The organism is Neisseria sp. P0019.S002, assembly GCF_051957155.1.
In the GTDB taxonomy this organism is placed as follows: Bacteria; Pseudomonadota; Gammaproteobacteria; order Burkholderiales; family Neisseriaceae; genus Neisseria; species Neisseria perflava.
Genome location: NZ_JBQCWS010000181.1, coordinates 1 through 431, shown reverse-complemented (window position 1 = coordinate 431; position 431 = coordinate 1). Strand labels below are relative to the sequence as shown.

Sequence of the window (431 nt, the reverse complement as noted above, 5' to 3'; positions counted from 1 at the left end):
TGCTGACCCAGTGTACGCAGACGAGGCCGTCTGAAACGGCGAGCGCAAGCAGGTCGATGTCGTTGGGGTTGTTGGGGTTTTTGCTGTCGATGAACTGGTTGCTCTGCATGATGCCGAGTGCTTGGATTTGGTCGCGGTAGCGGGCGGCTTCTTCAAATTGCAGGTTGGCGGCGGCGGTCTGCATTTTGTGTTGCAGGGTGCGGGTCAGTTCGTCGGTTTTGCCGTTGAGGAAGGTGGCTGCTTGGCGCACGCTGTCGCGGTAGTCTTCTTCGCTGATGTGTCCGACGCAGGGCGCGGTGCAGCGTTTGATTTGATACAGCAGGCAAGGGCGGTCGCGGTGTTCGAACACGCTGTCTTCGCAGGTACGCAGCATAAAGACTTTTTGCAGGACTTGTATGCCGTCGCGCACGGCGTTGCTGTTGGGATAGGGG

1 protein-coding gene is annotated in these 431 nt (G+C 58.7%); it reads right to left on the bottom strand.

The window, feature by feature from the left end; all coding sequences use genetic code 11:
• On the bottom strand, window positions 1–431 hold a 431-nt coding region (locus ACTHTY_RS12200; protein ID WP_440367891.1), incomplete at both ends, for a UvrB/UvrC motif-containing protein.